The sequence below is a fragment of the Erwinia sp. PME.40.26/001 genome (assembly GCF_055556675.1).
On the sequence record NZ_JBVHNP010000334.1, the window covers coordinates 1 to 250 of the forward strand.

General features: G+C 59.2%; 1 protein-coding gene. It reads left to right on the forward strand.

What is annotated here, in order from left to right; genetic code table 11:
- The coding region (locus ACZ3HG_RS24430) for a CopD family protein (RefSeq protein ID WP_465335067.1) at positions 1–250 on the forward strand (250 nt) is incomplete at both ends.

Consider the following 250-nt stretch of genomic DNA (forward strand, 5'->3'; position numbering starts at 1 on the left):
GATGCGATTCTCCACCATCGCCGTCATTACTTTCGTGCTCGTCGCGTTCTCGGGCACGGTTCGCGCCGCCATCGGCCTAGAAACTTTCGGCGCACTCGCCTCCCCTTACGGTCTCATCCTCATCGTCAAGGTTGTAGCCCTCACCGCCATAGGTGTTCTGGGGGCAATCTACCGACGCCGTCTACTCCGAAAGATGCGGGCCGATCCCAACAACTCCAAGACTTTCTGGCTGCTAATGAGCGCGGAGCTG